Source organism: Blastococcus sp. CCUG 61487, assembly GCF_005222955.1.
Taxonomy (GTDB): domain Bacteria; phylum Actinomycetota; class Actinomycetes; order Mycobacteriales; family Geodermatophilaceae; genus Blastococcus.
The window spans coordinates 1-21,922 of record NZ_LWUA01000018.1; the positions used below are offsets into that span (position 1 = coordinate 1).

The 21,922-nt window shown below is 73.9% G+C and carries 23 protein-coding genes; 20 read left to right on the top strand and 3 right to left on the bottom strand.

Annotated elements, in window-relative coordinates; genetic code table 11:
* The 8 genes from A6V29_RS01810 to nusB all read left to right on the top strand — a co-directional run.
* A partial coding sequence (locus A6V29_RS01810; protein ID WP_137158698.1) for a prepilin peptidase occupies positions 1 to 588 on the top strand: 588 nt, incomplete at its 5' end.
* A 21-nt stretch (positions 589 to 609) separates the two neighbouring features.
* Positions 610 to 1,803 carry a chorismate synthase gene (gene aroC, locus A6V29_RS01815; protein ID WP_137158699.1) on the top strand — a complete coding sequence of 398 codons (1,194 nt, stop codon included), beginning with the start codon at positions 610 to 612 and terminating at the stop codon, positions 1,801 to 1,803.
* Positions 1,800 to 2,339 (top strand): shikimate kinase, encoded by a 540-nt coding sequence (locus tag A6V29_RS01820; protein ID WP_137158700.1) that lies wholly within the window; start codon positions 1,800 to 1,802, stop codon positions 2,337 to 2,339. Before aroC ends, A6V29_RS01820 begins: the two co-directional genes overlap by 4 nt.
* Positions 2,336 to 3,421, top strand: a complete 1,086-nt coding sequence (aroB, locus tag A6V29_RS01825; RefSeq protein ID WP_137158701.1) for a 3-dehydroquinate synthase — start codon at positions 2,336 to 2,338, stop codon at positions 3,419 to 3,421. The genes A6V29_RS01820 and aroB overlap by 4 nt, the downstream gene beginning before the upstream one ends.
* Positions 3,418 to 3,852 carry a type II 3-dehydroquinate dehydratase gene (aroQ, locus tag A6V29_RS01830; protein ID WP_137158702.1) on the top strand — a complete coding sequence of 145 codons (435 nt, stop codon included), beginning with the start codon at positions 3,418 to 3,420 and terminating at the stop codon, positions 3,850 to 3,852. Before aroB ends, aroQ begins: the two co-directional genes overlap by 4 nt.
* Positions 3,849 to 4,952 carry a M24 family metallopeptidase gene (locus A6V29_RS01835; protein WP_137158703.1) on the top strand — a complete coding sequence of 368 codons (1,104 nt, stop codon included), beginning with the start codon at positions 3,849 to 3,851 and terminating at the stop codon, positions 4,950 to 4,952. The genes aroQ and A6V29_RS01835 overlap by 4 nt, the downstream gene beginning before the upstream one ends.
* Positions 4,953 to 5,513, top strand: a complete 561-nt coding sequence (gene efp, locus A6V29_RS01840; RefSeq protein ID WP_137158704.1) for an elongation factor P — start codon at positions 4,953 to 4,955, stop codon at positions 5,511 to 5,513. It abuts the gene before it with no gap.
* Between the two features lie 16 nt (positions 5,514 to 5,529).
* Positions 5,530 to 5,937 (top strand): transcription antitermination factor NusB, encoded by a 408-nt coding sequence (nusB, locus tag A6V29_RS01845; RefSeq protein WP_137158705.1) that lies wholly within the window; start codon positions 5,530 to 5,532, stop codon positions 5,935 to 5,937.
* A 130-nt stretch (positions 5,938 to 6,067) separates the two neighbouring features.
* Here the strand turns inward: nusB and A6V29_RS01850 are convergent, their stop codons facing one another.
* The 3 genes from A6V29_RS01850 to bldD all read right to left on the bottom strand — a co-directional run bounded on the left by A6V29_RS01850 (position 6,068) and on the right by bldD (position 8,712).
* Complete coding sequence (locus A6V29_RS01850) at positions 6,068 to 7,114, bottom strand: ABC transporter permease subunit (RefSeq protein WP_137158706.1); 1,047 nt, start codon at positions 7,112 to 7,114, stop codon at positions 6,068 to 6,070.
* Positions 7,111 to 8,049 (bottom strand): ABC transporter ATP-binding protein, encoded by a 939-nt coding sequence (locus A6V29_RS01855; RefSeq protein WP_137158707.1) that lies wholly within the window; start codon positions 8,047 to 8,049, stop codon positions 7,111 to 7,113. Before A6V29_RS01855 ends, A6V29_RS01850 begins: the two co-directional genes overlap by 4 nt.
* Positions 8,050 to 8,157: 108 nt before the next feature.
* A complete protein-coding gene (gene bldD / locus A6V29_RS01860) occupies positions 8,158 to 8,712 on the bottom strand; it encodes a transcriptional regulator BldD (RefSeq protein WP_137158708.1) in 555 nt (184 codons plus the stop codon).
* Positions 8,713 to 8,962: 250 nt separating this feature from the next.
* Between bldD and pyrR the strand changes: the two genes are divergently transcribed.
* The 12 genes from pyrR to coaBC all read left to right on the top strand — a co-directional run bounded on the left by pyrR (position 8,963) and on the right by coaBC (position 21,860).
* Positions 8,963 to 9,598 (top strand): bifunctional pyr operon transcriptional regulator/uracil phosphoribosyltransferase PyrR, encoded by a 636-nt coding sequence (gene pyrR, locus A6V29_RS01865; RefSeq protein ID WP_137158709.1) that lies wholly within the window; start codon positions 8,963 to 8,965, stop codon positions 9,596 to 9,598.
* Positions 9,595 to 10,512: an aspartate carbamoyltransferase catalytic subunit gene (locus A6V29_RS01870; RefSeq protein WP_137158710.1), complete on the top strand. Its 918-nt coding sequence runs from the start codon at positions 9,595 to 9,597 to the stop codon at positions 10,510 to 10,512. The genes pyrR and A6V29_RS01870 overlap by 4 nt, the downstream gene beginning before the upstream one ends.
* The gene (locus A6V29_RS01875; RefSeq protein ID WP_137158711.1) at positions 10,509 to 11,810 is read left to right on the top strand and encodes a dihydroorotase; all 1,302 of its coding nucleotides are present in this window, start codon (positions 10,509 to 10,511) and stop codon (positions 11,808 to 11,810) included. Before A6V29_RS01870 ends, A6V29_RS01875 begins: the two co-directional genes overlap by 4 nt.
* A complete protein-coding gene (gene carA / locus A6V29_RS01880; RefSeq protein WP_137158712.1) occupies positions 11,807 to 12,973 on the top strand; it encodes a glutamine-hydrolyzing carbamoyl-phosphate synthase small subunit in 1,167 nt (388 codons plus the stop codon). The genes A6V29_RS01875 and carA overlap by 4 nt, the downstream gene beginning before the upstream one ends.
* Positions 12,973 to 16,284 carry a carbamoyl-phosphate synthase large subunit gene (carB, locus tag A6V29_RS01885; RefSeq protein ID WP_137158713.1) on the top strand — a complete coding sequence of 1,104 codons (3,312 nt, stop codon included), beginning with the start codon at positions 12,973 to 12,975 and terminating at the stop codon, positions 16,282 to 16,284. The genes carA and carB overlap by 1 nt, the downstream gene beginning before the upstream one ends.
* Positions 16,281 to 17,195 (top strand): iron-sulfur cluster-binding protein, encoded by a 915-nt coding sequence (locus A6V29_RS01890; protein WP_249932927.1) that lies wholly within the window; start codon positions 16,281 to 16,283, stop codon positions 17,193 to 17,195. The genes carB and A6V29_RS01890 overlap by 4 nt, the downstream gene beginning before the upstream one ends.
* Before the next feature lie 56 nt (positions 17,196 to 17,251).
* Positions 17,252 to 18,163: a dihydroorotate dehydrogenase gene (locus A6V29_RS01895; protein WP_137158714.1), complete on the top strand. Its 912-nt coding sequence runs from the start codon at positions 17,252 to 17,254 to the stop codon at positions 18,161 to 18,163.
* Positions 18,160 to 18,966: an orotidine-5'-phosphate decarboxylase gene (pyrF, locus tag A6V29_RS01900; protein WP_137158715.1), complete on the top strand. Its 807-nt coding sequence runs from the start codon at positions 18,160 to 18,162 to the stop codon at positions 18,964 to 18,966. Before A6V29_RS01895 ends, pyrF begins: the two co-directional genes overlap by 4 nt.
* Positions 18,967 to 19,272: 306 nt before the next feature.
* On the top strand, positions 19,273 to 19,599 hold the full coding sequence (gene mihF / locus A6V29_RS01905) for an integration host factor, actinobacterial type (RefSeq protein ID WP_137158716.1): 327 nt from the start codon (positions 19,273 to 19,275) through the stop codon (positions 19,597 to 19,599).
* A 40-nt stretch (positions 19,600 to 19,639) separates the two neighbouring features.
* Positions 19,640 to 20,239, top strand: coding sequence for a guanylate kinase (gene gmk / locus A6V29_RS01910; protein WP_137158717.1), 600 nt, complete (start codon positions 19,640 to 19,642; stop codon positions 20,237 to 20,239).
* 56 nt (positions 20,240 to 20,295) lie between these two features.
* Positions 20,296 to 20,559, top strand: coding sequence for a DNA-directed RNA polymerase subunit omega (gene rpoZ / locus A6V29_RS01915; RefSeq protein ID WP_012949163.1), 264 nt, complete (start codon positions 20,296 to 20,298; stop codon positions 20,557 to 20,559).
* Between the two features lie 56 nt (positions 20,560 to 20,615).
* Positions 20,616 to 21,860, top strand: a complete 1,245-nt coding sequence (coaBC, locus tag A6V29_RS01920) for a bifunctional phosphopantothenoylcysteine decarboxylase/phosphopantothenate--cysteine ligase CoaBC (RefSeq protein WP_502700053.1) — start codon at positions 20,616 to 20,618, stop codon at positions 21,858 to 21,860.
* The last annotated feature ends 62 nt before the right edge of the window (positions 21,861 to 21,922 follow it).

Here is a 21,922-nt window from a genome sequence, read left to right on the forward strand (position 1 = left end):
GTGGCGGCCCGGCTCGCCGCCCGGGACGACCGCGCGCGACCCACGCCGCTGCGGACCGGCGCCATGACCGCGGTGTTCGCCGCGCTGCTCGCCGGTACCGCGGCGCTCGGCGACCTCAGGCCGGTGACCGTCGCCCTGGCGTGGGCGTCCGGCGCCGCGGTCGTGCTGGCCGCTGTCGACCTGGCCGACCACCGGCTGCCCGACCGCGTCACCTACCCGGCCGTCGTCGTCTGCGCCACCGCCCTGCTCGTGGACGCGGCGGTGCTGGGCACCTGGGCCGAGCTGCTGCAGGCCGGCGCGGCGGCCGTGGCGGCCGTCCTGGTCGCGGGCCTGGGCTGGCTGGTCTCCCCGCAGGGGCTGGGGATGGGCGACGTGAAGCTGCTCGGGCTCATCGGCCTGCTGCTGGGCTGGTTCGGCTGGGGCGTGCTGATGACCGGGGTGTTCCTCGGCCTGCTCGTCGGGGCCGTGGTGTCGCTGGCCCTGCTGCTCACCCGCCGGGTGGGCTGGCGGACGGCGATCCCGTTCGGCCCGCCGCTCATCGCGGGCGCGGTGCTCGCCCTGGCCCTGGGGGCGGCGGTCCCGGCCTAGTCGGATGGCAAGATTGCCGGCATGTTGCGGTGGCTGACGGCAGGGGAATCGCACGGTCAGCTGCTCACCGCCGTCCTCGAGGGGCTGCCCGCCGGCGTGGAGGTGCAGACCTCCGACATCGACGCCCAGCTCGCCCGTCGCCGGCTGGGCCACGGGCGCGGGGCGCGCATGTCCTTCGAGCAGGACGAGGTCACGCTCACCGGCGGGATCCGGCACGGTCGCACCCAGGGCGGGCCGATCGCCATCCAGGTCGGCAACACCGAGTGGCCCAAGTGGTCGACGGTGATGGCCGCGGACCCCGTCGACCCGGAGGTGCTGGCCGGTCAGGCCCGCAACGCGCCGCTCACCCGGCCCCGTCCCGGACACGCCGACCTCGCCGGCATGCAGAAGTACGGCTTCGACGACGCCCGGCCGGTCCTGGAGCGGGCCAGCGCGCGCGAGACGGCCGCCCGGGTGGCGCTGGGCGCGGTCGCCCAGGCCTTCCTCCGCCAGGTGCTCGACGTCGAGGTCGTCAGCCACGTCGTCGCCATCGGGCCCGTGCAGGTCCCCGAGGGCGTGCTCCCCGGCCCGCACGACAACGCCCGCATCGACGCGGACCCGGTCCGCTGCGCCGATCCCGCGACCAGCGAGCGCATGGTCGCCGAGATCGACGACGTCCGGAAGAGCGGCGACACCCTGGGCGGGGTCATCGAGGTCGTCGTCCACGGCCTGCCGCCGGGTCTCGGCAGCCACGTGCACTGGGACCGCCGGCTGGACTCCCGCCTGGCCGGGGCCCTCATGGGTGTGCAGTCGGTCAAGGCCGTCGAGGTCGGCGACGGGCTGGAGACGTCCCGGCGCCGCGGTTCGGTGGCCCACGACGAGATCGACCTCGCCGACGCCGTGGACGGGAAGCCCAGCGTGCGGCGCCGGACCGACCGCGCCGGCGGCATCGAGGGCGGCATGACCAACGGCGAGGTGCTGCGGGTGCGGGCGGCGATGAAGCCGATCTCGACGGTGCCCCGCGCGCTTGCCACCGTCGACACGGAGACCCTCGAGCCGGCCGTCGCCATCAACCAGCGCAGCGACGCCTGCGCGGTGCCGCGCGGCTCGGTCGTCATGGAGGCGATGGTCGCGCTGGTCCTGGCCGACGCCGTCCTCGAGAAGTTCGGTGGCGACTCGGTCCCGGAGACCCGCCGCAACGTCCGGGGCTACCTCGACGCCCTGTCGCTCCGGTGAGCGGGACCGACGGACCCCTGCTGGTGCTGGTCGGCCCGCCGGCGTCGGGGAAGACCACCGTGGGCACCGCGGTCGCGGCCGCGCTGGGTGTCGGCTTCCGGGACACCGACCGCGACGTCGAGACCCAGACCGGCAGCAGCGTGGCCGACCTCTTCGTCGAGCACGGCGAGCCGCACTTCCGCGACCTCGAGCGGCAGGCAGTGGCCCGCGCCCTGGCCGAGCACGACGGCGTGCTCGCGCTCGGCGGCGGCGCGGTGATGCACCCGGAGACCCGGGAGCTGCTCGTCGCCCACGGGCGGGCCTGCGGGGTCGTGGTGTGGCTCGACGTCGACCTCGGCTCCGCGGCCAAGCGGGTGGGCCTGTCCCGGGACCGGCCGCTGCTCGCGGTCAACCCCCGAGCCATGCTCCGCACCATGCTCGAGGACCGCGCCCCGCTGTACCGCGAGGTGGCCACCGCCACGGTGCCCACCAGCAGCCGGGCGGTCGACGACGTCATCGCCGACGTGCTCGAGCTCCTGCCCGGGGGGAACCGGTGAGGCGGGTCGAGGTCGCGGGCGAGCGGCCCTACGAGGTGCTGATCGGGGCCGGCGTGCAGGCCGAGCTCGGCCGGGTGCTCGAGGGCACTGCCCGCGCCGCGGTCGTGCACGCCCCGCCGCTGGCCGAGGCCGCCGGCGCCGCGCTGGAGACCCTGCGGGCGGCCGGCGTGGCCGCGGACGCCGTCGTCGTGCCCGACGGCGAGGCGGCGAAGACCGCCGCGGTGGCCGCCGAGGCGTGGGAGCGGTTCGGCCGGCTCGGGCTGACCCGCACCGACGCCGTCGTGGGGATCGGCGGGGGAGCGGTGACCGACCTGGCCGGTTTCCTCGCCGCCACCTGGGCGCGCGGCGTGCGCGTCGTCCAGGTGCCCACCAGCCTGCTCGGCATGGTCGACGCCGCCGTCGGCGGGAAGACCGGGATCAACACGGCGGCGGGCAAGAACCTCGTGGGGGCCTTCCACCCGCCGGCCGCCGTGCTCGCCGACACCGAGGCGCTCGCCGGCCTGCCCGAGGCGGAGTTCCGCGCGGGGCTGGCCGAGGTGGTCAAGTGCGGCTTCATCGCCGACGGCGAGATCCTGCGGCTGCTCGCGGAGGACCCGACCGGGCGGCGGCACACCGAGGAGCTGATCACCCGCGCCATCCAGGTCAAGGCCGACGCCGTCGGGCAGGACCTGCGGGACACCGGCGTGCGCGAGTTCCTCAACTACGGCCACACGCTCGGCCACGCCATCGAGCGGATCGAGGACTTCCGGTGGCGGCACGGCGAGGCCGTCGCCGTCGGACTCGTGTTCGCCGCCGAGCTCGCCGGGCAGGCCGGGCTCCTGACCCCGGACGAGGTCGCCCGGCACCGCGACCTGGTCGGTGCGATGGGGCTGCCCACCAGCTACGCCGGGGACTGGGCCGCGCTGCAGCAGGTCATGCGGCTGGACAAGAAGGCGCGCGGCGCGTCGCTGCGCTTCGTCGTCCTCGACGGCATCGGCAACCCGAGAATCCTGACCGACCCCGACCAGGCCTGGCTCGACGCCGCGTGGGCGGCCGTGTCGTCCGCCCAGCCCGCCGCCCCGCCGAACGGAGCAACCGCATGACGATCCAGGTCCTCAACGGCGCGAACCTCGGCCGCCTCGGCACGCGGGAACCGGAGATCTACGGGTCGACGACGTACGCCCAGCTCGTCGACGTCATCGAGGCGACCGCCCGCGAGCTGGAGCTGGACGTGCGCGTCCGCCAGACCGACGACGAGGCGGAGCTGCTGCGGTGGATCCACGAGGCCACCGACGCCGGCGACCCCGTCGTCCTCAACCCGGCCTCGTGGTCGCACACGTCGGTCGCGCTGCACGACGCCCTCGCGGCCCTGAACACGCCGCTGGTCGAGGTGCACATCAGCAACATCCACAAGCGGGAGCCCTTCCGGCACCACTCCTACGTGTCCGCGGTCGCCGACGGCGTCATCGCCGGCCTCGGCGTCGAGGGCTACGTCCTCGCGCTGCAGTGGATGTCGCTGCGGGGCCACCGGTGACGCGCACGTCGGAACGGCGGGACGTGCTGCGCGCGACGGCCGCCCGTCAGGGGATGGACGCCGTCCTGGTCACCGACCTGCTCAACGTCCGGTACCTGACCGGCTTCACCGGCTCCAACGGCGTGCTGCTGGTGCGTACCGACGGCCCGGACCTGTTCGGGACCGACGGGCGCTACACGACCCAGGCGGCCGCCCAGGTGCCCGACCTCGAGGTGCTCGTCGACCGCGGCACCGTCGCCGCCGTCGCCCGGGAGGCGACCCGTCGCGGCGCTGGCCGGCTCGGCTACGAGTCCCACCACCTCACCGTCGACGGGTACGCCCAGCTGGAGAAGGTGCTCGCCGACGCCGCGGACGGGGGCACGCCAGCGGAGCTGGTCTCGGTCCGCCGCGCGGTCGAGGAGCAGCGCGCGATCAAGGACGCCGACGAGATCGAGTCGCTGCGCCGTGCGTGCGCCGTCGCCGACCAGGCGTTCGCGGAGCTCGTCGCGGAGGGTGCGCTGCGGCCCGGCCGGACCGAGCTCGAGGTGGGCCGCGAGCTCGACGCCCGCATGCTGGCCCTGGGCGCGGAGGCCCCGTCGTTCGAGACGATCGTCGCCACCGGCGCGAACTCGGCGATCCCGCACCACCGGCCCGACGCCACCGAACTGCGCGACGGCGACTTCCTCAAGCTGGACTTCGGCGCCACGGTCGACGGTTACCACTCCGACATGACCAGGACCGTCGTGCTGGGCCAGCCGGCCGACTGGCAGCTGGACGTGCACCGGCTCGTGGCCGAGGCACAGGCCGCCGGACGGGCCGCGCTGGCCGTCGGCGCCGACGTCGTCGCCGTGGACGCCGCGGCCCGCGACGTGATCGTCGCCGCCGGCCACGGGGAGCACTTCACCCACGGGCTGGGCCACGGCGTGGGGCTGGAGATCCACGAGGCGCCGGGTATCGGCCAGCTCGGCGCGGGTACCCTGGCCGCCGGCATGGCCGTCACCGTGGAGCCGGGCGTCTACCTGCCCGGGCGCGGTGGTGTCCGGATCGAGGACACGCTCATCGTCACCGACGACGCGCCCGAACTGTTGACCCTCACGAGCAAGGAACTGCTGGTTCTCTAGATGGCTACCACCAACGACCTCAAGAACGGCATGGTCCTCGTCCTCGACGGCCAGCTCTGGACCGTCAACGAGTTCCAGCACGTCAAGCCGGGCAAGGGCGGCGCGTTCGTGCGCACGACGCTCAAGAACGTGATGTCGGGCAAGACCGTCGACAAGACGTTCAACGCCGGCACCAAGGTCGACACAGCGACGGTCGACAAGCGGAACATGACCTACCTGTACAAGGACGGCGCCGAGTTCGTCTTCATGGACGGCGACACCTACGACCAGATCCACGTGGCCGCCGAGATCGTCGGCGACGGCGCGGACTACCTCCTGGAGAACACCGAGGTCACCGTCGCGGTGCACGAGGGGACTCCGCTCTACGTGGAGCTCCCGGTGACCATGGAGCTGGTGGTCGAGCACACCGACCCGGGCCTGCAGGGCGACCGCTCCACCGGCGGCACCAAGCCCGCCACCCTGGAGACCGGCGCGCAGATCCAGGTCCCGCTGTTCATCTCGACGGGCGAGAAGCTCAAGGTCGACACCCGGGACGGCCGCTACCTCGGCCGCGCCAACTGACGTCGCGGTCCCCCTGATGGCAGCACGGTCCAAGGCGCGCAAGCGTGCCGTCGACGTCCTCTACGAGGCCGACGTCCGCGGGCGCGACCGCAGGGCGCTGCTCGAAGAGCGGGTCGCCGACGGGCACCCGCCGATCCCCGAGCACGCCGTCCGGCTCGTCGAGGGCGTCGAGGAGCACGCCGGCCGCATCGACGCGCTGATCGCCGCGCACGCGGCCAACTGGACGCTCGACCGGCTGCCCGACGTCGACCGCGCCATCCTGCGCATGGCGGTGTACGAGCTGCTGTGGGCCGACGACGTCCCCGATGCCGTCGTGATCGACGAGGCAGTCGAGCTCGCAAAGGCGCTGTCCACCGACGACTCGCCTGCGTACATCAACGGCGTCCTCGGCGCGATCCTGGCCGCCGAAGTGCCGACCTCCTGATCGGCCCCGTAGCGATCGCCTTGTCGCGCCGAGTGGGGCCCGGAGGGTTCCGCGCAGGCGCGACGGACGCGCTCCACGCCTCCGGGGCACGGCTCGTGGCCGCGGTGTCGTCCGGAGGACGACGATGTGCTCAGTGCAGGTCCCGCCGGGCGAACAGCACGACGCCGATGGCCACGACGACCAGCGTGACGGCGCCCAGGAACAGCCCGGACTGCAGGTGGCCGAGGTAGTACTCGGTCTGGACGAACATGCCGTCGCGGTCCGGTCCACCCGTTTCGATGTAGAGCATCGCCCCGCCGTCCTGCACGAGCGCCGCCGCGTTGTTGCTCAGCAGCCACGGCTGCCACGTCGGCCGGAGGACGCGGACGAAGTTCTCCACGACGACCAGGTAGACGAAGGCGATGCCCAGCGCCGCGCCGGTGTTGCGGACCAGGTTGGTCAGCCCGAAGGCGAGCAGCGCGGCGAGCACGGTGAGCAGCACGCCGCGGGCCTGGGTCTGCAGGAGATCGCTCCACAGGCCGTCCGGCACGGCCGCGCCGGATCCGACCAGCGCGCTCAGCAGCGCCGACACACCCAGCCACGCGGCCTGCGCCACGACGCCGAGCACCACCGCGGCGCCGGTCAGGACGAGGATCTTCGCGGCCATCACCTGCATCCGCCGGGGGACCCAGAACAGCAGCGCGACGATCGAGCGGGTCGACCACTCGGCGCCGATCCACGTCGCGCCGACCAGTGCGGCGATGACCGCGCCGATCGCGGCGAAGCCCAGGGCGCCGTTGGTGGCCTCGGACGCGAAGTCGAACGGGGCCTCGTCCAGGAACCAGGACAGTTCCCAGTTCTCCCGGGTCGGCTCCGGCCCGCAGTACTCGTCGGGGGAGACCCTGGCGGGGATCTCCGCCTCGGCGAGGCACTCCTCCCAGAACTGCTGGTTCGCCTCCAGCTCGGCGGTGATCCGCTGCTCCGCGGCCGCCAGGTCGGCCTCGCTCGGGGTGCCGAACTGGGTGAGGGAGATCGCGGTGCCGACGACGCAGCCGACCAGCGCCAGGAGCACGACCACGTGGATGAACCGGCGGGAGCGGAAGCGGTGCGCCTCCGAGCGGAGCAGGGCGCCGAAGCCCGCGCCGCGGGTGGCCGGCTCGGTGGACGGGACGTCGGGGCGCTGCGCGACGGCGCTCATCGGTGCGCACCTCCGGCGGCCGGGTCCGACGTGATCGCAAGGAAGGCGCTCTCCAGGTCGGGGGTCACCCGTCTGAGCTCCTCGAGGTAGAGCCCGGCGCCGGCCAGGGTCCGGGTGATGCCGCTGGGGTCGGCCACGCCGTGCACGGTCAGGCCGCCCTCGCCCGGGGAGACCGCGAACCCGGCGTTCTGCAGCACGGCCGCCGCGGCCGCCGGGTCGGCGATGCGCACCACCACGTCGCCCGACTCTCGGCTGGCGAGGACGTCGGCGACGGCTCCGGAGGCGACGCAGCGGCCGCGCACCAGGATCGACACGGAGTCGCACACCTGCTGGATCTCGGGGAGCAGGTGGGAGGAGAGCAGGACCGTGGTGCGCCCGTCGCGGCCGAGCCGGCGGATCAGCTCGCGGACGTCGCGGATGCCGGCGGGGTCCAGCCCGTTGCTGGGCTCGTCGAGGATGAGCAGCCGAGGCTGCTTGAGCAGCGCGGCGGCGATGCCGAGCCGCTGCTTCATGCCGAGCGAGTAGCCCTTGAACCGGTCCGCGGCCCGGTCGCTCAGGTCGACCAGCTCCAGGCACTCCTCGACCCGGTTGCGGGACACCCCGGCGGCCTCGGCGAGGAGCTGCAGGTTCAGCCGTCCCGAGAAACCGGGGAAGAACAGCGGGGTCTCGACGAGCGCGCCGACCGAGCCGATGACGGCGGGCAGGCCCTCGGGGACCGGCCGGTCCAGCAGCCGGATCTCACCGCTGCCGGCGTCGGCCGCGACCAGGCCCAGCAGGATGCGGATGGACGTGGTCTTGCCCGAGCCGTTGGGGCCGAGGAACCCGTGCACCCCGCCGTACTCGACGAGCAGGTCCAGGTCGTCGAGCGCCTTCTGCGCCGGGCGGCCCCGCCGGCGGTAGCTCTTGGACACCGCGGTCATCAGCACGGCCGGCATGCGATCCCCCTGCCCCGCGGACCGGGTGCCCGAGGTCGCTGCACCCTGGCACAGCCCCTACGCCCGCGGCACGCACCCGGCGGGTGTGTCGATCCCCGCGCCGGCGCTTCACCTCGGGGAGCGGCGGCGCTCCCAGTCGGGGTTGGCGTCCTCGTCCTCGTCCTCCGAGCCGCCGAAGCCGATGACGCTCTCCATGCCGGGGGAGAGGACCCCCCACTCGATGAGCCGGGTGGTCAGCTCGTCGGGGCTCATGTCGTAGATGATCGCCAGCGACTTGAGGTCCTCGGCGCGGATCGAGAGGACCTTGCCGTTGTAGTCGTGCCGCTGGGCCTGGATGGTCGAGGCGTAGCGCGCCAGCGGGCCGGCCTCGTCGGCGGGCAGCGAGCCCAGCGACTCCAGGTTCAGCACGATCTTGGTGCTCGAGGTCACCGCCGAGCTGGGGCGGGGGTCGGGCAGCAGCTCGGAGACGGGCACGCCGTAGAAGACGGCCAGCTCGGAGAGCCGCTGGACGGTGACCGCACGGTCGCCGCGCTCGTAGGAGCCGACGACGACGGCCTTCCAGCGGCCGTGGGACTTGTCCTCCACGCCCTGCAGGGACAGCCCCTGCTGGTTGCGGATGGCGCGGAGCCGGGCGCCCAGGGCGCGCGAGTAGTCGGTGCTCATCGCAGTCTGCTCACTGTCCGTCGTCTCGGGAAGGGGCACGTCGTCACGGAGCGTACTGGCCGAGACGTAGGTGCGACAGGGTGACTCGTGCGCCCGTCGCTACGTACCGGCAACCCCCGGGATCCGCCCGCGGGGCTCTCACCAGGGCGTTCCGCACCGCCACGGAGGCGGCCCCGAGCATGCAGTACCGTCGTCCGCGGTCCACCCACTCCTTTAACGACCCGTCCCGTGAGGCGGGGAAGGAGGCCTGATGGCCAGCTCGCACGAGCCTGCCCGCAGTCCGGCGCCCTCCAGCGGCGATCCCTCGGCAGGAGTCGTCCTCTCCGCCTCCGACGTCGCCCGCATGGTCGACCGGATGGCCCACCAGCTCATCGAGCGGGCAGCCGCTGACGCCCCCGGGTCACCCGACGGCGGCCTGTCGGGGCTCGTCCTCGTCGGCATCCCGACCCGCGGAGCCCCGCTCGCCCGCCGCCTCGCGGCGCGGATCGAGGCGTTCTCCGGGGCCGCCGTCGACGTCGGCACCGTCGACATCACCCTCTACCGGGACGACCTCCGGCGGCGCGGTGTCCGCGCGCTGGACCCGACCGTGCTGCCCGCCGGCGGCATCGACGACCGGCTCGTCGTGCTCGTCGACGACGTCCTCTACTCCGGCCGCTCGGTCCGCGCCGCGCTCGACGCGCTGCGCGACGTCGGCCGGCCCCGCGCCGTGCAGCTCGCCGTCCTGGTCGACCGGGGCCACCGCGAGCTGCCGATCCGCGCGGACCTCGTGGGCAAGAACCTGCCCACGTCGCGGAGCCAGAAGGTGCTGGTCCGGCTGGCCGAGATCGACGGCGTCGACGAGGTCGCCGTGACGGAAGGGACGGCGGGCCGGGTGGACGAGCAGTGAGGCGTCACCTGCTGGAGGCCGCCGACCTGGACCGGGACGACGCGACGCTGGTCCTCGACACCGCCGCGCAGATCGACCAGGCGCTGGCCGGCCGCGAGGTCAAGAAACTGCCGACGCTGCGCGGGCGCACCGTCGTGAACCTCTTCTACGAGGACTCGACCCGCACCCGGATCTCCTTCGAGCTGGCCGCCAAGCGGCTCTCCGCCGACGTCATCAACTTCTCGGCGAAGGGCAGCAGCGTCTCCAAGGGCGAGAGCCTCAAGGACACCGCGCTGACCTTGGAGGCGATGGGCGCCGACGCCGTCGTCGTCCGCCACTCGGCCTCCGGGGCGCCGCACCGGCTGGCCCACTGGGTGCGCGGCAGCGTCGTGAACGCCGGTGACGGCACCCACGAGCACCCCACGCAGGCGCTGCTGGACGCGTACACGATCCGGCAGCGGCTGGGCCGGCTCGACGGGGTGCGGGTCGCCGTCGTCGGCGACGTGCTGCACAGCCGGGTGGCCCGCTCCAACGTCGGGCTGCTGCACACGCTGGGCGCCGAGGTCACCCTGGTCGCGCCCCCCACGCTGCTGCCGGTGGGGGTGGGCAGCTGGCCGGCCGAGGTGAGCTACGACCTCGACGCGGTGCTGCCCAAGAGCGACGTCGTGATGATGCTCCGCGTGCAGGCCGAGCGGATGAACGCCTCGTTCTTCCCCAGCGCCCGCGAGTACAGCCGCCGCTACGGCCTCGACGCCGCCCGCATGGCCGCGCTGCCCGACGACGCGATCGTCATGCACCCGGGCCCGATGAACCGCGGCATGGAGATCGCCGCCGAGGTGGCCGACTCCGTCCGCTCCACGATCGTCGAGCAGGTCGCCAACGGGGTCTCCACCCGCATGGCCGTGCTCTACCTGCTCCTGGGAGGCAACGCGTGAACTACCTGATCACGGGGGCGAGGCCCCTGGGGGGCGACCCCGTCGACCTCCTGCTCAGCGACGGCCGGATCGCCGCGATCGGCGGCTCGCTGGACGGCGCCGGGGCCGTGGTGGTCGAGGCGGCCGGCCTGGTCGCCCTCCCCGGCCTGGTCGACCTGCACACCCACCTGCGCGAGCCGGGCCGCGAGGACGCCGAGACCGTCGAGACCGGCAGCCGCGCCGCCGCGCTCGGCGGCTTCACCGCCGTGCACGCGATGGCCAACACCGACCCGGTCGCCGACACCGCCGGCGTGGTCGAGCAGGTGTGGCGGCTGGGTCAGGAGGCGGGGCTGGTCGACGTCGTCCCGGTCGGCGCGGTCACCGTGGGGCTCGCGGGGGAGCGGCTCGCCGAACTCGGCGCGATGGCCGACTCCGCGGCCCGGGTGCGGGTGTTCTCCGACGACGGGCACTGCGTCGCCGACCCCGCGCTCATGCGCCGCGCGCTGGAGTACGTCAAGGCGTTCGACGGCGTCGTCGCCCAGCACGCCGAGGAGCCGCGGCTCACCGTGGGCGCGCAGATGCACGAGGGCGACAGGTCGGCGAAGCTCGGTCTGACCGGCTGGCCCGCCGCCGCCGAGGAGGCGATCATCGCCCGCGACGTGCTGCTGGCCGAGCACGTCGGCGCGCGGCTGCACGTCTGCCACGTCTCCACCGCCGGCTCGGTGGACATCCTGCGCTGGGCGAAGTCCCGCGGCGTCCAGGTGACCGCCGAGGTCACCCCGCACCACCTGCTGCTCACCGACGCCTGCGCCGAGTCGTACGACCCGGTCTTCAAGGTCAACCCGCCGCTGCGCACCGACGCCGACGTCGAGGCGCTGCGGGCCGGGCTGGCCGACGGCACGATCGACGCCGTGGGCACCGACCACGCCCCGCACGCGGTCGAGGACAAGGAGAGCGAGTGGGCCTCGGCCCGGCCCGGGATGCTCGGGCTGGAGCAGGCGCTCTCGGTGGTCATCGAGACGATGGTCGAGCCGGGCCGGCTCGACTGGGCCGGCGTCGCCGACCGCATGTCGGTGCGCCCCGCCGCGATCGGCCGGCTGGACGGGCTGGGCATCCGGTCGCAGGGTCGCCCGCTCGCCGTCGGTGAACCGGCCAACCTGGTGCTGGTCGACCCCGCTGCCCGGTCCGTCGTGGACCCGGCCGCGCTGGCCAGCCGCAGCCGCAACAGCCCCTATGCCGGCCGGGAGCTCCCGGGCCGGGTGGTCGCCACGTTCCTCCGGGGCGTGCCGACCGTGCTCGACGGAAAGGCACAGAAGTGACAGAGGCACTGCTCGTCCTCGAGGACGGGCGCACGTTCCGCGGCGAGAGCTACGGCGCGACCGGGACGACGCTGGGCGAGGCGGTGTTCGCCACCGGCATGACCGGCTACCAGGAGACGCTGACCGACCCCAGCTACGCCGGCCAGATCGTCACGATGACAGCGCCGCACATCGGCAACACCGGCGTCAACGACGAGGACGACGAGAGCAGCCGGATGTGGGTCGCCGGGTTCGTCGTCCGCGATCCCGCCCGCCGCCCCGCGAACTGGCGCGCGACCGGCAGCCTGGACGACGAACTGGTCGCCCAGGGCGTCGTCGGCATCAGCGGCATCGACACCCGCGCGCTGACCCGCCACCTGCGCGACCGCGGGGCCATGCGCGCGGGGATCAGCACGGAGCTGGACGCCGAGGAGCTGCTGGCGCGGGTCACCGCCTCCGCGAGCATGACCGGCGCCGACCTCGCCCCCACCGTGAGCACCGAGCGGCCCTACGTGGTGCCGCCGGTGGGGGAGAAGCGCTACCAGATCGCCGCGCTGGACCTCGGCATCAAGAGCGCGACCCCGCGGCACCTGGCCGAGCTCGGCGTCGAGACCCACGTGCTGCCCGCCACGGCCACCGCCGAGGAGCTGCTGGCCGCCGGGCCGGACGGGGTGTTCCTCTCCAACGGCCCCGGTGACCCGGCCGCGGCCGACTACGCCGTCGAGGCGGTGCGCGGCGTGCTCGACGCCCGCCGACCGCTGTTCGGCATCTGCTTCGGCAACCAGATCCTCGGCCGCGCGCTGGGCCTGGGCACCTACAAGCTGCGCTTCGGCCACCGCGGGCTCAACCAGCCGGTGCTCGACCGGGTCAGCGGCACCGTCCGGGTGACCAGCCACAACCACGGCTTCGCCGTGGACGCGCCGCTGGACCGGACGACCGACACCCCCTACGGGCCGGTGGAGGTCAGCCACGTCGGCCTCAACGACCAGGTCGTCGAGGGGCTGCGGCTGCTCGAGACGCCGGCGTTCAGCGTCCAGTTCCACCCCGAGTCCGCGGCCGGGCCGCACGACGCCGGGTCGCTGTTCCAGCGCTTCGTGGACCTCATGGACGAGGCCCGCGCGGGGAGCGCCCACGCCGGTGGCCCCGGCACGCAGGTCCAGCACAGCACGGGGGAGAAGGCCTGATGCCCAAGCGCACCGATCTGGAGCACGTCCTGGTGATCGGCTCCGGGCCGATCCTCATCGGGCAGGCCGCGGAGTTCGACTACTCCGGCACCCAGGCCTGCCGCGTGCTGCGCGAGGAGGGCCTGCGGGTCAGCCTCGTGAACAGCAACCCGGCGACGATCATGACCGACCCGGAGATCGCCGACGCCACCTACGTCGAGCCGCTGACGCCGGAGTTCGTCGAGAAGGTCATCGCCAAGGAGCGCCCCGACGCGCTGCTGGCCACCCTCGGCGGGCAGACCGCGCTGAACATCGCGATCGGCCTCTACGAGAACGGCGTGCTGGAGAAGTACGGCGTCCAGCTCATCGGCGCCGACGTCGACGCGATCAACCGCGGCGAGGACCGGCAGAAGTTCAAGGACATCGTGCGGTCGATCGGCGCCGACGCGCCCCGTTCGCGGGTCTGCGCCAGCGTCGAGGAGGCGATCGAGACCGCCGAGGAGGTCGGCTACCCGGTCGTCATCCGGCCCAGCTTCACCATGGGCGGACTGGGCTCGGGCTTCGCCACCGACGAGGCGATGCTGCGCCGCATGGCCTCCCACGGGCTGGCCGACTCCCCGGTGCACACCGTCCTCATCGAGGAGTCGGTGCTGGGCTGGAAGGAGTACGAGCTCGAGCTGATGCGCGACCGCAGCGACAACGTCGTCGTCATCTGCTCGATCGAGAACATCGACGCGATGGGCGTGCACACCGGCGACTCGGTCACCGTCGCCCCGGCGATGACCCTCACCGACGTCGAGTACCAGCGGATGCGCGACGTGGGCATCGCGGTGCTGCGCGAGGTCGGCGTCGACACCGGGGGCTGCAACATCCAGTTCGCGGTCAACCCGGCCGACGGCCGGCTGGTCGTCATCGAGATGAACCCGCGGGTGTCCCGCTCCAGCGCCCTGGCCTCGAAGGCCACCGGCTTCCCGATCGCCAAGATCGCCGCGAAGCTCGCGATCGGCTACACCCTCGACGAGATCACCAACGACATCACCGGGGTGACCCCGGCGGCCTTCGAGCCGACCCTGGACTACGTCGTCGTGAAGATCCCGCGGTTCGCGTTCGAGAAGTTCCCCGGCGCCGATCCCCGCCTGACCACGACGATGAAGAGCGTCGGCGAGGTCATGTCCATGGGCCGCAACTTCGCCGAGGCCCTGGGCAAGGCGATGCGCTCGACCGAGACGAAGGTGGCCGGCTTCTGGACCGGCGCTCCCGACACGCGGTCCGCGGAGGAGTTGCTGGACGCGCTGCGGGTGCCGGTCGACGGCCGGCTGTACCTGGCCGAGGCGGCGCTGGCCGCCGGGGCGACGGTCGAGCAGGTCGCCGAGGCGTCGGGCTTCGATCCGTGGTTCGTCGACCAGATCGCGCTGGTCCGCGAGGTCGGCGAGCAGGTGCGCACCGCGCCGTCCCTGACGCCGGAGATCCTGCGCCGGGCCAAGCGGTACGGCCTGTCCGACCGGCAGATCGCCGCGCTGCGGCCCGAGCTGGCCGGGGAGGACGGCGTCCGCTCGCTGCGCTGGCGGCAGGGCATCCGGCCGGTCTACAAGACCGTCGACACCTGCGCCGGCGAGTTCGCCGCCCGCACGCCGTACCACTACTCCTCCTACGACGAGGAGACCGAGGTCGAGCCGCGGGAGAAGCCGGCGGTGCTCATCCTGGGCTCCGGGCCGAACCGGATCGGGCAGGGCATCGAGTTCGACTACTCCTGCGTGCACGCGGTCATGGCCCTGCAGGACGCCGGCTACGAGGCGGTGATGGTCAACTGCAACCCCGAGACCGTCTCCACCGACTACGACACCGCCGACCGGCTCTACTTCGAGCCGCTGACCTTCGAGGACGTCCTCGAGGTCTACGAGGCCGAGCGCGCGGCCGGTCCGGTCGCCGGGGTCATCTGCACCCTCGGCGGGCAGACGCCGCTGGGCCTGGCGCAGCGGCTCAAGGACGCCGGGGTCCCGGTGCTGGGGACCTCGCCGGAGGCGATCGACGACGCCGAGCACCGCGGGGCGTTCAGCCGCGTGCTCAGCGACACCGGCCTGCTCGCCCCCAAGCACGGCACCGCCACCACGTTCCCGGAGGCGCGGGCGATCGCCGGCGAGATCGGCTACCCGGTGCTGGTCCGCCCGTCCTACGTGCTCGGCGGGCGCGGGATGGAGATCGTCTACGACGACGCCACGCTCGAGGCCTACATCTCCAAGGCCACCGACGTCAGCGCCGACCACCCGGTGCTGGTGGACAGGTTCCTCGAGGACGCCGTCGAGATCGACGTCGACGCCCTCTACGACGGCACCGACCTCTACCTGGGCGGGGTCATGGAGCACATCGAGGAGGCCGGCATCCACTCCGGTGACTCGGCGTGCGCGCTGCCCCCGATCACCCTGGGGACGGCGGACCTGCTGAAGATCCGCGCGGCCACCGAGAAGCTCGCGGAGCGGATCGGCGTGCGCGGGCTGATGAACGTCCAGTACGCGATCAAGGACGACATCCTGCACGTCATCGAGGCCAACCCGCGGGCCAGCCGCACGGTGCCGTTCGTGTCCAAGGCGACGGCGGTGCAGCTGGCCAAGGCGGCCGCCCGGATCGCGGTCGGCGAGAGCATCGCCGAGCTGCGCGCCGCGGGGGTGCTCCCCGCGACCGGGGACGGCACCGACCTGCCCGAGGGCGCCCCGATCTCGGTGAAGGAGGCGGTCCTGCCGTTCCACCGGTTCCGGGACCTCGAGGGCCACGGCGTGGACACCGTGCTCTCCCCGGAGATGAAGTCCACCGGCGAGGTCATGGGGCTGGACACCGAGTTCGGCACCGCGTTCGCCAAGTCGCAGGCCGCGGCCTACGGGTCACTGCCGACCGAGGGCACCGTGTTCGTCTCGCTGGCCAACCGGGACAAGCGCGGCGCGATCTTCCCGGTCAAGCGGCTGGCCGACCTCGGCTTCCGCATCCTGGCCACCGCGGGCACCGCGCAGGTGCTGCGCCGCAACGGGGTGACCGCGGAGGTCGTCGGCAAGTTCAGCGAGGGCCCGGGCAACGTCGTCGAGGCGATCCTCGCCGGCCAGGTGGACATGGTGGTGAACACGCCGTTCGGCGCACCCGGCAACAGCGGCCCCCGGCTGGACGGCTACGAGATCCGCACCGCCGCGGTGTCGGCAGGCATCCCGTGCATCACCACCGTGCAGGGTCTGGGCGCTGCCGTGCAGGGCATCGAGTCGCTGCGCCAGGGCGGCATCGGGGTGCGCAGCCTGCAGGAGGTCCACGCGGCGCTCGCCGCGGAGGTCGCCGCCGGGGCGCCCGCGTGACGGCCGACCCGAACAGGGCAGAAATGGCCATTTCTGCCCTGCTGACCGCGCCGGCGCCGCTCGCCGACGCGCCGCCGGTGCAGCGCACCGTCGAGGTCGTCGGCGCGCGGCCGGTGGACGCCTACGTCGAGCTGCGGCTCGCCGCGCCGGAGATCGCCGAGCGGGCGCAGCCGGGGCAGTTCGTCGCCTTCGCCGTCGGCGGGGAGACCTCCGGGCTGCTGCTGCGCCGCTCGATCGCGATCAGCACCGCCGAGGACGGCGTCGTGACAGTCGTCGTCTCCGCGGCCGGGCCCGGGTCGACCTGGCTGACCGAGCGCCGTCCGGGGGACACCGTGGACGTCGTCGGCCCGCTGGGCCGGCCCTTCCCGATGCCGCCGCCCGGTACCCGCGCGCTGCTCGTGGGCGGGGGGTACGGCGCGGCGGCGCTGGTCGGGCTGGCTGCGCAGCTCAAGGCCGCCGGGCACGAGGTCGTCGCCGTCGCCGGCGCCGCGGCCGCCGACCGGCTCTGCTCCGTGCAGGAGCTCACCGGTCTGGTCGACACCCTGGCGGTCACCACCGACGACGGCAGCGCCGGCCGCCGCGGGCTGGTCACGCTCGCCGTCGACGAGCTGCTGGCCGGGTCGGGGATGGTCTACGCCTGCGGCCCGATGCGGATGCTGCAGGCCGTCGCCGATGCCGCGTCGGCGCAGGGCATCCCCTCCTACGTCGCGGTCGAGGAGGCGATGGCCTGCGGGATCGGCGTGTGCATGACGTGTGTCCTGCCGGTGATCGGGGAGGACGGGCTCAGCCGGTTGTCGCGCTCCTGCACCGAGGGCCCCGTCTTCGGCGGTGACCGGGTGCGGTTCGACGACGTCGGCACCCTGCCCTGGGACGTCGTCGGCGCCGATGCGATGGGAGTGACCCGCCCGTGACCATCGTCGAGAAGGGCCAAAAGCACGCTTCTGGCCCTCGGGGAACCGCCGTCGACATGTCGACCTCGCTCGGTGCCGTCGAGCTGCCCAGCCCGGTGCTGACAGCATCGGGCTGTTCGGCGTTCGGCCGCGAGCTCGAGCCGTTCACCGACCTCACCGCCATCGGGGCGGTGGTCACCAAGTCGGTGCAGCTGCGACCCCGGTCGGGGCGGCCGACCCCGCGCATGGCCGAGACCCCCAGTGGGATGCTCAACTCGATCGGCCTGCAAGGGCCCGGCATCGACGGCCTGCTGTCCGGTGAGCTGCCCTGGCTGGCCGAGCGGGGCGTGCGCGCCCTGGTCTCGATCGCCGGCACTCGGGTCGAGGACTTCGCGGAGCTCGCCAGCAGGCTGCGCGGTGTTCCCGGGGTGGCCGGGCTCGAGGTGAACATCAGCTGCCCGAACGTCGAGAGCCGCGGCGAGGTGTTCGCCTGCGACCCGGTCGCCGCCTCCGACGTCGTCGCCGCCGTGCGCGCCGCCGCCGACCCGGCCCAGCCGGTCTACGCCAAGCTCAGCCCGGACGTCACCGACATCGTGTCGGTGGCCCGCGCGGTGTCCGACGCCGGCGCCGACGGGCTGTCGATGATCAACACGCTCCTCGGGCTCGTCATCGACCCCGACACGATGAAGCCGCTGCTCGGCGGGGTCACCGGCGGGCTGTCCGGCCCGGCCATCCGGCCCGTGGCGCTGCGGTGCGTGTGGCAGGTGCACCAGGCGCTGCCGGAGGTGCCCATCCTGGGCATGGGTGGCATCCGCACCGGGCTCGACGCCCTGCAGTTCGTGCTCGCGGGGGCGTCGGCGGTGTCGGTCGGCACCGCGGTGTTCAACGACCCGTCCGCGCTCGGCCGCATCCACGCGGAGCTGGCCGCCGCGCTCGAGGCGCGCGGGTTCGCCGGCCTGCGCGAGGCAGTGGGGTACGCGCACCGATGACCGCGTCGTTCGGAGAGCGGCTCACCGCCGCCGTCAGCGCCCGCGGGCCGCTGTGCGTGGGCATCGACCCGCACGCCGCCCTGCTCGAGCAGTGGGGGCTGCCCGACGGGCCCGAGGGCCTCGCCCGGTTCACCGACGCCGTCGTCGAGGCGCTGGCGGGCTCGGTCGCCGTCCTCAAGCCCCAGGTGGCCTTCTACGAGCGACACGGCTCCCGGGGCCTCGCGGTGCTGGAGGACGGCGTCGCACGAGCCCGCGCCGCCGGCGCGCTCGTGCTGCTCGACGCCAAGCGCGGGGACATCGGCTCGACCATGGACGCCTACGCCGGCTACCTGCATCCCGACCACCCGCTGGCCGTCGACGCCATGACCGTCAGCCCCTACCTCGGCCCGGGGTCGCTGCAGCCGGCCGTGGACGCCGCGCGCCGGCACGGTGGCGGCCTGTTCGTGCTGGTGCGCACCTCCAACCCGGACGCCGGCACCCTGCAGCTGGTGGGGGAGCCGTCGGTGGCGCAGCGGGTGGTCGACACCGTCCGCGGCTGGAACGAGGAGACCCCCGGCGGCTCGTTCGGCATCGTGATCGGGGCGACGCTGCGCGAGCTCGACGTCGACCTGGCCGGCCTGGGCGGCCCGGTGCTGGCCCCGGGGCTCGGGGCCCAGGGAGGCTCGCCGGAGGACCTGCGCCGGCTGTTCGGTCCCGGCACCGTCGTCGTGCCCACGGTGTCGAGGGACGTGCTCGGGGCCGGGCCCGACGTCGCCGGGCTGCGCGCCGCGGCCGAGCGGTGGGCGGAGGAGCTCGCCCGCTGACCCGGCGTGTCGGGCCCCGGGCGTGTCGGACCTCCGCGGGCTCGCTGGCCCCACGCGGCGACACGGAACAGAACCGACCGGATCCCGAGCCTGACCTGCAGTGATGACTGACGGTGAGCGGATTCGTCAGCTGCGTGTGAACGGGGCCGCGGACCTCCGTGACGGGGCCGGAAGGCGCAGACGTGACCAGCGGATTTGCCCCATACTGCGCGTGTCGCGAGGCTCGGGGGTGCACGTCGTCCACCCTGGATTCCGCGAACAGCACCGCCGGCACCGACGCCGGCGACGACACGATTGGGTCGCACCATGCCCCTTCCCGAACTGTCCCCGGAGCAGCGCGCCGCCGCACTCGAGAAGGCCGCCGCCGCCCGCAAGGCGCGCGCCGAGCTGCGCGAGCGGCTGAAGAGCAAGGGCGCGACCGTCGGCGACGTCCTCAAGCAGGGGGAGACCGACGAGGTCATCGGCAAGATGCGGGTGTCGGCGGTCCTGGAGTCCCTCCCGGGCGTCGGCAAGGCGCGTGCTGCGAAGATCATGGAGCGCCTGGAGATCTCCCCGACGCGCCGCGTGCGGGGGCTGGGCGCCAACCAGCGCCGCGCGCTGGAGGCGGAGTTCGGCGGCGACCAGGTCGGCTGACCCGTTCCGGCGGCCAGGCCCGACCGGACGGGGACGACGAGTGGCAACAGGGACATCGGCACGGCTCACCGTGCTCTCCGGACCCTCCGGGGTCGGCAAGGGCACCGTGGTCGCCGAGGTCCGGCGCCGGCACCCCGACGTCTGGGTGTCGGTGTCGGCCACCACCCGCAGGCCCCGCCCCGGTGAGGTCCCCGGTGTGCACTACCACTTCGTCACCGACGAGGAGTTCGACCGGCTGATCGCCACCGACGGCCTGCTCGAGTGGGCCGAGTACGCCGGCAACCGGTACGGCACCCCGGTCGCACCCCTGCAGGCGCGGCTCGAGTCCGGGGCCCCCGCGCTGCTGGAGATCGAGCTGCAGGGCGCCCGCCAGGTCCGCGACCGCGCCCCCGACGCCCAGCTGGTCTTCCTGGCGCCGCCGTCGTGGGCCGAGCTGGTCAGCCGGCTGGCCGGGCGGGGGTCGGAGCCGGAGGCGGTGCAGCAGGCGCGGCTGGCCATCGCGCAGGCCGAACTCGACGCCGCCGGCGAGTTCGACGTGGTGGTGGTCAATGACGACGTGGCCCGCGCCGCGGACGAGTTGGTAGGCTTGCTGACTGCGCCCTCACCCGGTCTCCACCAGGGGAGCGGCGCTCACGAGTGAAACGCGAGCCTGCAGGCTGGTTTCCTCCCACCACCGATTGAGGAGCACGTCCGCCCGTGTCCGGAGTCGCACCCGCCCCCGAGGGCATCACCAACCCGCCGATCGACGAGCTGCTCGAGCGCACCAGCAGCAAGTACGGCCTGGTCATCTTCGCCGCCAAGCGCGCGCGCCAGATCAATGCGTACTACAGCCAGCTGTCCGAGGGCCTGCTCGAGTACGTGGGCCCGCTGGTCGACACCGCTCCCCAGGAGAAGCCGCTGTCGATCGCGCTGCGCGAGATCAACGAGGGTCTGCTCACCCACACCGCGGGTGAGAACTGAGCCGCACCCCGAACTGATGACGACGCCCCCGGCTGCTGCCGGGGGCGTCGTCGTGTCTGCGGCAGGATGAGCGCATGAGCCGGATCGTGCTGGGGGTCAGCGGTGGCGTGGCCGCCTACAAGGCGGGCCTGCTGCTGCGCGCCTTCACCGAGGCCGGGCACGACGTGCGGGTCGTCCCCACGCCGAGCGCCCTCCACTTCGTCGGTGCCGCGACCTTCGAGGCGCTGTCCGGCAACCCCGTCACCACCGACGTCTGGTCCGACGTCGACGAGGTCGCGCACGTGCGCATCGGGCAGACCGCCGACCTCGTCGTCGTCGCCCCGGCCACCGCCGACCTGCTGGCCCGCGCCGCCGCCGGCCGCGCGGACGACCTGCTCACCGCCACCCTGCTCACCGCGCACTGCCCGGTGGTCTTCGTGCCGGCCATGCACACCGAGATGTGGCTGCACCCGGCCACCCAGGAGAACGTGGCCACGCTGCGCCGCCGGGGCGCGGTGGTCCTGCCGCCCGCCATCGGCCGCCTGACCGGGCCGGACTCCGGTCCCGGCCGCTTCCCCGAGCCCCCCGACATCGCCGCGCTGGCCGCCGTCGTGCTCTCCGCGGGCGCCGGCGCGCTGCCGCACGACCTGTCCGGCCGGCGGGTGGTGATCAGCGCCGGCGGCACCCGTGAGCCGCTGGACCCGGTCCGCTACCTCGGCAACCGCTCGTCGGGCAAGCAGGGCTGGGCGCTGGCCCGGGTCGCCGCCGCCCGCGGCGCGGAGGTCGTGCTGGTCGCGGCGAACGTCGAGCTTCCGGCGCCCTTCGGCGTCCAGGTGGTGCCGGTGGGCACCGCCGAGGAGCTGCGCACGGCGATGCTCGCGGAGGCGCCGGGCTCCGACGCCGTCGTCATGAGCGCCGCGGTCGCCGACTTCCGGCCCGCCACCGTCGCCGGGGCGAAGCTGAAGAAGGGCTCCGCCGGCGAGCCTGACTCGGTGCCGCTGGTGCGGAACCCCGACGTGCTCGTCGAGCTGGTGGCGCAGCGACGTCCCGGCCAGCTGGTGGTCGGCTTCGCCGCCGAGACCGGCGACGACGAGGCCGACGTCCTCACCCACGCCCGCGCGAAGCTCGCCCGCAAGGGCTGCGACCTGCTCGTGGTCAACGACGTGTCCGGCGGCCAGGTGTTCGGCCGCGCGGAGAACGCGGTGGTGGTGCTCGCCGCGGACGGGGCGGCCACCGAGATACCGCTCGGCCCCAAGGACACGATCGCCGCCGGCATCTGGGACGCGATCGCACCCCAGCTGCACCGGGCGACCCAGCCGTAGGCCCCTTCCCCCCGGGGCTGCCGACCGCCGGTCTCGGGCAGGTAACGTCCTCCCAGGGTCAC

Excerpts from the sequence above, each read along its gene's own strand:
- A6V29_RS01895 (WP_137158714.1), top strand. The coding sequence starts at position 17,252 with ATGTCGACCTCGCTCGGTGCCGTCGAGCTGCCCAGCCCGGTGCTGACA.
- bldD (WP_137158708.1), bottom strand. The coding sequence starts at position 8,712 with ATGAGCACCGACTACTCGCGCGCCCTGGGCGCCCGGCTCCGCGCCATC.
- A6V29_RS01850 (WP_137158706.1), bottom strand. The coding sequence starts at position 7,114 with ATGAGCGCCGTCGCGCAGCGCCCCGACGTCCCGTCCACCGAGCCGGCC.
- nusB (WP_137158705.1), top strand. The coding sequence starts at position 5,530 with ATGGCAGCACGGTCCAAGGCGCGCAAGCGTGCCGTCGACGTCCTCTAC.
- mihF (WP_137158716.1), top strand. The coding sequence starts at position 19,273 with ATGCCCCTTCCCGAACTGTCCCCGGAGCAGCGCGCCGCCGCACTCGAG.
- aroC (WP_137158699.1), top strand. The coding sequence starts at position 610 with ATGTTGCGGTGGCTGACGGCAGGGGAATCGCACGGTCAGCTGCTCACC.
- carB (WP_137158713.1), top strand. The coding sequence starts at position 12,973 with ATGCCCAAGCGCACCGATCTGGAGCACGTCCTGGTGATCGGCTCCGGG.
- aroQ (WP_137158702.1), top strand. The coding sequence starts at position 3,418 with ATGACGATCCAGGTCCTCAACGGCGCGAACCTCGGCCGCCTCGGCACG.
- pyrF (WP_137158715.1), top strand. The coding sequence starts at position 18,160 with ATGACCGCGTCGTTCGGAGAGCGGCTCACCGCCGCCGTCAGCGCCCGC.
- A6V29_RS01855 (WP_137158707.1), bottom strand. The coding sequence starts at position 8,049 with ATGCCGGCCGTGCTGATGACCGCGGTGTCCAAGAGCTACCGCCGGCGG.
- efp (WP_137158704.1), top strand. The coding sequence starts at position 4,953 with ATGGCTACCACCAACGACCTCAAGAACGGCATGGTCCTCGTCCTCGAC.
- pyrR (WP_137158709.1), top strand. The coding sequence starts at position 8,963 with ATGGCCAGCTCGCACGAGCCTGCCCGCAGTCCGGCGCCCTCCAGCGGC.